We start from the raw sequence: 7,804 nt of genomic DNA, 5'->3' as shown, positions 1-7,804 counted from the left end.
GTTCGACTGGGGCGTGGACGCGCGGGTCGCGGCGGCCGACGCACGGGAGGGCGGCCCGTCACACGAGCGCGCCGCGCTCGGTCCGCCGCCGCCGGTCGACAGGCTCGTCGTGTGCCACGGCGACGCGTGCGCGCCGAACACCCTGCTCGCCGACGACGGCACGTGGCTGGCCCATGTCGACCTCGGCACGCTCGGTGTCGCGGACCGCTGGGCCGACCTCGCCGTCGCGACGTACAGCACGATCTGGAACTACGGGCCCGGGTTCGAGGAGCCGCTACTGGACGCCTACGGGATCGCGCCGGACCCCGTGCGGACCGCCTTCTACCGGGGCCTCTGGGACGCCACCTGACGCGGGGTCCGCGACGCCGCTCGACGCCGGCGCCGGGACGGCGGTCGACGCGGAGTCGGCGACGACCGTGCTCATCTCGGCGCGGCGCATGCGCCGCCCGCGCAGCAGGCGGTCGACGGCCGGCTGGCCGAGCACGACCCCGGCGAGCACGACGACGATCCCGGTGACCTGCAGCGGCCCGAGGTGCTCACCCGCGACGAGGACGCCGACCAGCACCCCGGCGACGGGGTTGAGCAGCCCCACGAGCCCGACGGTCCCCGCGGGTAGCCGCCGCAGTCCGCTGAACCAGGCCAGGTAGGCGACCGCCGTCGCGACGAGCGACACGTACGCGAACCCGAGGATCGCGCGACCGTCGAGCGCCGGGGGAGCGCCCTCGACCGCGACCGCGAACGGCACGAGCACGAGACCGCCGGCGACGAGCTGCCACGCGGTCGACGAGACGACGTCGACGCCGTCGGCCCAGCGCGTCGCGAGCACGAACCCGACGCTCGACATGAGCATCGCCGCGACCGACGCGGCGACGCCGAGGGGCCGGATCTCCCCGCCGCCGGTGAGCAGCATCGCGGCGACGCCGACGACGCCGAGCCCGGCACCCGCGAGCGCGAGCACGCGCGGCTTCTGCGCGAGCAGCGCCCACGCGACGAGCATCATCACCACGGGCGAGGTCGCCATGACGGTCGACGCGACCGACGACGGCAGGAGCTGTGCGGCGACGTAGATGAGCGCGAAGAACGCACCCATCGACAGCGTGCCGAGCACGAGCGACCGCCACCACCACGAGCCGCGGGGCAGGCGTCGGACGACGAGCAGCAGGACGAGGCCCGCGGGCAGCGCGCGCAGGACGGCTCCCCACAGCGGGGCGTCGGCGGGGAGCGCGTGCTTGGTGACGTAGTAGGTGGTGCCCCACGTGAGCGGCGCGATCGCCGTGACGAGCGACCAGCGGAGCGATTTCTCTTCCACGGAAGACAACATACCTTCCATGGAAGATAAGATCGACCCCATGACCGACGTGGATCCGACGACCCGCACCGACGCGCGTGCCGCGCGCTCGACGGCGGCCGGGCCGGACAGCGACCTCGACTGCCTGGACCGCCTCGACCGCATCCAGGCCGCGTGGCGGCACGAACGCCCCGACCTCGACGTCCGCCCGCAGGGCGTCATCGGCCGTCTGAGCCGCGTCGCCAACCACGTCACCGACGAGCTCGTCGCGGTCTACCGGCAGCACGGGCTGGGGGAGGGCGACTTCGACGTCCTCGCGACCCTGCGCCGAACCGGTGCACCCTACGAGCGCACCCCGGGCGACCTCTGTGCCAACACCCTCGTGACCAGCGGTGCCATGACCAAGCGCGTCGACCGTCTCGAGGCCGCGGGCCTCGTCACGCGCCGGGTCTCCGAGCGCGACGCCCGTGCGCGGGTCATCGCGCTCACCCCGCGCGGGATCGAAATCATCGACGCCGCCTTCACCGACCACATGACCAACGAGCGCCGCCTCCTCGACGCCCTCGACCCCGCCGACGTCGACCAGCTCGAGCACCTCCTGCGCCGCTGGCTCGCGGTCTTCGAGACGCCGGACGACGTCGACGGCCACTGACGCGACGGGCGCCGCCTCGGCAGGGGTCCGCGGCCTACGCTCGCCAGATGATCCGGCTGCGCGACGTCACCTTCCTCGTCCACGACCACGACGAGGCGCTGAGGTTCTTCGTCGACGCACTGGGCCTCACGGTCCGCCAGGACGAGACGTTCCCCGGCGGGTGGCGGCGCGTCGTCGTCGGGCCGTCCGACGGCGGTACGGGACTGGTGCTGGCGCTGGCCGGTGACGGCGCTCCCGTCGGGCGGCAGGCGGGCGAGGACGTCGCGTTCTTCCTGGAGACCGACGACTTCGCCGGCCAGCACGCGCGGATGACCGAGCACGGGGTGCGATTCCGCGAGGAGCCCCGGTACGAGTCCTACGGCACGGTCGCCGTTTTCGAGGACCTGTACGGCGGTGCGTGGGACCTCATCGAGCCGCCTGCCCGCTGACGACGGTCGAAGCCCGTGACTGTTGATGGATACCGCTGACCGCTCGCACGTCGGTGTTGCTAGGCTCTCCTGGTCGCGACTGGCGCAGCGGGTGGGTCACCACCGGGGAGCGACGAGCAGCAGCAGACTTCGGGTCGGACGCCTGGGCCCACGGTCACCACACGGAGTGAGTGTGTGCGTGCCCGTCCGCGTGCCGGTGCACATCCCCTCCGCACCCGATGATCCGTCCGCTGATGCCCCAGGGAGTCGCCCGATGAGCGCCGACAACACCCCGATCCTCGACCAGAACATCTCCGAGCTCGACCCGGAGATCGCCGCCGTCCTCGACGGCGAGCTCGCCCGCCAGCAGGGCACGCTCGAGATGATCGCCTCCGAGAACTTCGTGCCGCGCGCGGTCCTGCAGGCGCAGGGCTCCGTGCTCACCAACAAGTACGCCGAGGGCTACCCGGGCCGCCGCTACTACGGCGGCTGCGAGCAGGTCGACATCGCGGAGAACATCGCGATCGACCGCGCGAAGGCCCTGTTCGGCGCGGAGCACGCGAACGTCCAGCCGCACTCCGGCGCCACGGCGAACGCGGCCGTGCTGCACGCGCTCATCAACGCGGGCGACAAGATCCTCGGCCTCGAGCTGGCGCACGGCGGCCACCTCACGCACGGCATGAAGATCAACTTCTCCGGCAAGCTCTACGACGTCGCCGCGTACGGCGTGGACCCGCAGACGTTCCGCATCGAGCCCGAGGCGATCCGCGCGGCCGCGCTCGAGCACCGCCCCGACGTCATCATCGGCGGCTGGTCGGCCTACCCCCGCCACCTCGACTTCGCCGCGATGCGCGAGATCGCCGACGAGGTCGGCGCGAAGCTCTGGGTCGACATGGCGCACTTCGCGGGCCTCGTCGCCGCGGGCCTGCACCCGTCGCCCGTCCCGCACGCGGACGTCGTGTCGTCGACGGTGCACAAGACGATCGGCGGTCCCCGCTCGGGCTTCATCCTGAGCAAGCAGGAGTACGCCAAGAAGATCGACTCCGCGGTGTTCCCGGGTCAGCAGGGCGGCCCGCTCATGCACGTCATCGCCGCGAAGGCCGTGTCGTTCAAGGTCGCCGGCACCGAGGACTTCAAGGACCGCCAGCAGCGGACCATCGACGGCGCGCGCATCATCGCGGACCGTCTCACCGCGACCGACGTCTCCAACGCGGGCGTCTCCGTCCTCACGGGCGGCACCGACGTGCACCTGGTCCTCGTCGACCTGCGGCACTCGGACCTCGACGGCCAGCAGGCCGAGGACCTCCTGCACGCCGCGGGCATCACCGTGAACCGCAACGCCGTGCCGTTCGACCCGCGCCCCCCGCGCGTCACCTCGGGCCTGCGCATCGGCACGCCCGCGCTCGCGACCCGTGGCTTCGGCGACGCCGAGTTCACGGAGGTCGCCGACATCATCGCGACCGCGCTCGTCGGTGGTGCGTCGACCGACGTCGAGGCGCTGCGGGCCCGCGTGGCCAAGCTCGCCGAGGCGTTCCCGCTGTACTCCGGCCTCCAGCAGTACTGAGGCGGCGCACATGACGGCACAGATCCTCGACGGCAAGGCCACCGCGGCGCGCATCAAGGGCGAGCTCGCGGAGCGCGTCGCCGCTCTCGCGACCCGCGGCATCCGCCCGGGCCTCGGCACGCTGCTCGTCGGCGACGACCCCGGCTCGCGCTGGTACGTCGAGGGCAAGCACCGCGACTGCGCCGAGGTCGGCATCGCGTCGATCCGGGAGGACCTCCCCGCGGACGCGACGCAGGAGGACATCGAGGCCGCGGTCCGTCGGCTCAACGAGGACCCGGAGTGCACCGGGTTCATCGTGCAGCTCCCGCTGCCGCGGGGGATCGACACCAACCGCGTGCTCGAGCTCATCGACCCCGACAAGGACGCCGACGGCCTGCACCCGACCAACCTCGGGCGCCTGGTCCTGCGCGTCAACGAGCCCGTCACGAGCCCGCTGCCGTGCACCCCGCGCGGCATCGTCGACCTGCTGCTGCGGCACGACGTCGACCTGCGCGGCGCGGACGTGGTCGTCGTGGGGCGCGGCGTCACCGTCGGCCGGTCGATCGGCCTGCTGCTCACGCGGCGCGAGATCAACGCGACCGTCACGCTCACGCACACGGGCACCGAGGACCTCGCGGAGCACACCCGCAACGCCGACGTCATCGTCGCCGCGGCGGGCGTGCCGGGGATCATCACGGCCGACATCGTCAAGCCGGGCGCCGTCGTCATCGACGTCGGCGTGTCCCGCGCGACCGACCCGGAGACCGGCAAGAGCCGCGTCGTTGGCGACGTCGACCCGGGCGTCCTCGAGATCGCGTCGTGGGTGTCGCCCAACCCGGGCGGCGTCGGTCCCATGACGCGCGCGATGCTGCTGAGCAACGTCGTCGACACCGCGGAGCGCCTCGCGGGCTGATCCGCCCGCCTGGTCCGAGATCGGCCCCGGTACCCCGATGAGTGCGGGTACCGGGGCCGGTCTGTCGGGAGGAGAGTGGTCGACGACCGTCGACCCGCCGACTCCCGGGAGGACCCGTCATGGGCATCGTCCAGCCGCACCTCTGGTACCACGACAACGCCGTCGAGGCCGCCGAGTTCTACGTCTCGGTCTTCCCGAACTCGACGATCACGAACATCGTCCACGCGCCCGCCGACATGCCGGACGTCAAGAAGGGCGACCCGTTCCTCGTCGAGTTCGTGCTCGACGGCATGCCGGTCACGGCCATCTCCGCCGGCGCCTCGCTCACGCTCAACGCCGCCTTCTCGTTCCTGGTCGACGTCGACGACCAGGAGACGCTCGACCGGTACTGGGACGCACTGCTCGAGGGCGGCGGCGAGGAGGTCGCGTGCGGCTGGCTCACCGACCGCTTCGGCCTGTCTTGGCAGGTCGTCCCGCGTCAGCTCGCGATGTGGACCATGTCGCCCGACGCCGACCCCGAGGGCGCCGCGCGCGCGACGCAGGTCATGCTCACGCAGAAGAAGCTCGACATCGCCGCGCTGGAGGCCGCCTACCGCGGTGACTGACCCGCCGCTCGCCGCAGGCCCGGCCGGAGGGGGTCGGGCCTGTCGGCGGCGTGGGGTTGGATGGTGCGGTGCTCACGATCGCCACCGTCAACGTCAACGGCATCCGCGCGGCCTACAAGCGCGGCATGGGGGCGTGGCTCGAGGCGCGCAAGCCCGACGTGCTGCTGCTGCAGGAGGTCCGCGCGTCCGACGAGATCCTCGCCGACCACCTGTCCGCCGACGAGTGGCACCTCGCGCACGAGGCGTCGGAGACGAAGGGCCGGGCCGGCGTCGCGATCGCGTCGCGGCTGCCCATGGACGCGGTGCGGATCGGCCTGAAGACCGGGGTCACGGGCGACACCGGGCGGTGGGTCGAGGCCGACCTCGCGGTGCCCTCGCACGACGGCGCCCCCGCGCGCAAGGTCACGGTCGTCTCGACGTACATCCACTCGGGCACGCTCGGGACCCCGTCGATGGACGAGAAGTACGCCTTCCTCGACCACGTGACCGCGCGGCTCGGTGACCTGTCCCGGGACGGCGGGTTCGCGGTCGTCGCGGGCGACCTCAACATCGCGCACCGCGAGGCGGACATCAAGAACTGGAAGGGCAACCTCAAGGCGGCGGGCTTCCTGCCGCAGGAGCGCGCCTACCTGGATCGCTGGTTCGACGACCTGTCGTGGCACGACCTGGGCCGCGAGCTCGGTGGTGAGGGCCCCGGCCCGTTCACGTGGTGGTCCTGGCGCGGGAAGGCGTTCGACAACGACGCGGGCTGGCGGATCGACTACCAGCTCGCGACGCCCGACCTGGCCGACGCCGCGGTGCGCGCGACCGTCGACCGGGCGCCGACCTACGCCGAGCGGTTCTCGGACCACGCACCGCTGGTCGTCGAGTACGACCTCTGAGGGTCCCGTCGTCGCCGACGGCCGGTGCGGCGTCCCGAGCCGTCGCGTGGCCTCACGCCTTCGGCGTCGTCGCGTCCTCGTCCGTCGGCGCCTGGCCGGTCGGGGCGTCGTCGGGGCGCGGCAGGTCGCGCATGCGCAGCAGCGGTGAGAACACGACGGGGATCGTCGACAGCAGCGCGCCGCCCGCGCACACCCACAGGGTCGGCACGACGCCGATCTGCGTGCCGAGCCACCCGCCGAGGATGCCGCCGAGCGGCATGGTGCCCCAGACGAAGAACCGCACGGACGCGTTCATGCGCCCGAGCAGCGCGGGCGGGCACAGCCGCTGCCGGAACGACACCTGCGCGACGTTGTAGACGACGACGGAGAAGCTGAGGAGGACGCCCGCGGCGATGAGCACCACCTGCGCGGGGACGTCCACGACGACCGCGAGGGGCAGCAGGACGGCGGCGGGGACGAACAGCAGCGCGGACAGCGGGATGATCCGACCCTCGCCGACGAGGCGCGCGAGGCGGTCCGCGGAGACGGCGCCGAGCAGGCCGCCGACCGCCCCGGCGGACAGGACCGTGCCGAACGCGGCGGTGTCGAGGCCGAGGATACGCAGCGCGTAGATCGCGGCGAGAGCCCCCGCGGCCGTGTTGAACAGGTTGCCGATGCCCGTGCACGCGACGATGCGGCGCAGCAGCGGCTGGTGCACGACGAACCGCACGCCCTCGGCGATCTCGACGCGCAGCGGTCGGCGGGTCTCGGGCGCGGGCGGCTGCTCGCGGTGCCGGATGCGCCCGACGGCGAACGCCGAGACGACGTACGTCACGACGTTGACGGCCATGAGGACGGGCGCGGCGACGACGCGCAGGAGCGCGCCCGCGATCGCGGGGGCGACGACCATCGCGACGGACTGCGTCGACTGGAGCTTGGAGTTGCCCTCGACGATGTGGTCGAGGCCCACGAGCCACGGCACGTAGCTCTGGTGTGCGACGTCGAAGAACGTGCTGCACACGCTGATGACGAGCGCCGCCCCGATGAGCAGCGGCATCGACGCGTGCCCGGTGAGCGCGGTGACCACGACGACGCCGAGCACGAGCGCCCGGACGAGGTCGGCGTTGATGAGCACGTTGCGCTTGCGCATCCGGTCGACCCACGCGCCCGCGGGCAGGCCGATGACGAGGAACGCGAGCGTCTCGGCGGCGCTGAGGACGCCCATCTCCCACTCGGTCGCGGCGAGCGTGTCGACCGCGAGGACGGGGAGCGCGATGACGGTCAGCTGGGTGCCGAGCTGACCGAGCGCGTCACCCGTCCACAGCCGGCGGAAGTCGGCGTGGTGGATGAGGGACCGCCGCGGGGCGGTCTCGGCCGTCGCCGGAGCGGGGGAGGGGGTCGTCACGGACCCAGGGTGGCGCGACTGATTGGGAAAAGTCAATCAGTGTGCGAGAGTGGTGTCATGAGCACGCGCGGCGGATCGACGACGGCACGTGCGCGCGCTGCGGGCGCGCTCGCGGCCGACGCCCCCGACGC

Annotated in this window: 9 protein-coding genes and 1 riboswitch; of the genes, 7 read left to right on the top strand and 2 right to left on the bottom strand. The window is 72.8% G+C overall.

Translation table 11 applies throughout. The features are described from left to right. Nucleotides 1-349: phosphotransferase (locus HGA02_RS06280; protein WP_168678290.1), on the top strand; the 349-nt coding region annotated here is incomplete at its 5' end. Here the strand turns inward: HGA02_RS06280 and HGA02_RS06275 are convergent. Next, nucleotides 275-1,309 (bottom strand): DMT family transporter, encoded by a 1,035-nt coding sequence (locus HGA02_RS06275; protein WP_343035317.1) that lies wholly within the window; start codon nt 1,307-1,309, stop codon nt 275-277. The two genes, HGA02_RS06280 and HGA02_RS06275, sit on opposite strands and share 75 nt — an antisense overlap. A 40-nt stretch (nt 1,310-1,349) precedes the next feature. On the opposite strand from HGA02_RS06275, the gene HGA02_RS06270 reads away from it, so the two are divergent. The 6 genes from HGA02_RS06270 to HGA02_RS06245 all read left to right on the top strand — a co-directional run bounded on the left by HGA02_RS06270 (nt 1,350) and on the right by HGA02_RS06245 (nt 6,289). Continuing rightward, nucleotides 1,350-1,940 carry a MarR family winged helix-turn-helix transcriptional regulator gene (locus HGA02_RS06270; protein WP_168678286.1) on the top strand — a complete coding sequence of 197 codons (591 nt, stop codon included), beginning with the start codon at nt 1,350-1,352 and terminating at the stop codon, nt 1,938-1,940. A 47-nt stretch (nt 1,941-1,987) separates the two neighbouring features. Next, a complete protein-coding gene (locus HGA02_RS06265; protein WP_168678284.1) occupies nt 1,988-2,368 on the top strand; it encodes a VOC family protein in 381 nt (126 codons plus the stop codon). Nucleotides 2,369-2,433: 65 nt separating this feature from the next. Continuing rightward, nucleotides 2,434-2,523: riboswitch (ZMP/ZTP riboswitch) on the top strand. Between the two features lie 98 nt (nt 2,524-2,621). Further along, nucleotides 2,622-3,911 (top strand): serine hydroxymethyltransferase, encoded by a 1,290-nt coding sequence (glyA, locus tag HGA02_RS06260; RefSeq protein WP_124343674.1) that lies wholly within the window; start codon nt 2,622-2,624, stop codon nt 3,909-3,911. A 10-nt stretch (nt 3,912-3,921) separates the two neighbouring features. Then, nucleotides 3,922-4,803 carry a bifunctional methylenetetrahydrofolate dehydrogenase/methenyltetrahydrofolate cyclohydrolase gene (locus tag HGA02_RS06255; protein WP_168678282.1) on the top strand — a complete coding sequence of 294 codons (882 nt, stop codon included), beginning with the start codon at nt 3,922-3,924 and terminating at the stop codon, nt 4,801-4,803. A 119-nt stretch (nt 4,804-4,922) separates the two neighbouring features. Continuing rightward, nucleotides 4,923-5,408 (top strand): VOC family protein, encoded by a 486-nt coding sequence (locus tag HGA02_RS06250; RefSeq protein ID WP_168678278.1) that lies wholly within the window; start codon nt 4,923-4,925, stop codon nt 5,406-5,408. 68 nt (nt 5,409-5,476) lie between these two features. Then, nucleotides 5,477-6,289, top strand: a complete 813-nt coding sequence (locus tag HGA02_RS06245; protein WP_168678276.1) for an exodeoxyribonuclease III — start codon at nt 5,477-5,479, stop codon at nt 6,287-6,289. A 52-nt stretch (nt 6,290-6,341) separates the two neighbouring features. Here HGA02_RS06245 and HGA02_RS06240 read toward each other — a convergent pair whose 3' ends face one another. Continuing rightward, entirely contained in the window at nt 6,342-7,673 is a 1,332-nt protein-coding gene (locus tag HGA02_RS06240; protein ID WP_168678275.1) for an MFS transporter, read from the bottom strand. Nucleotides 7,674-7,804: the final 131 nt, after the last annotated feature.

It is taken from the genome of Cellulomonas septica, from assembly GCF_012396155.1.
Taxonomy (GTDB): domain Bacteria; phylum Actinomycetota; class Actinomycetes; order Actinomycetales; family Cellulomonadaceae; genus Cellulomonas; species Cellulomonas septica.
The sequence above is the reverse complement of the archived record's forward strand: the minus strand, read 5'-3'. Positions and strand labels throughout refer to the sequence as shown.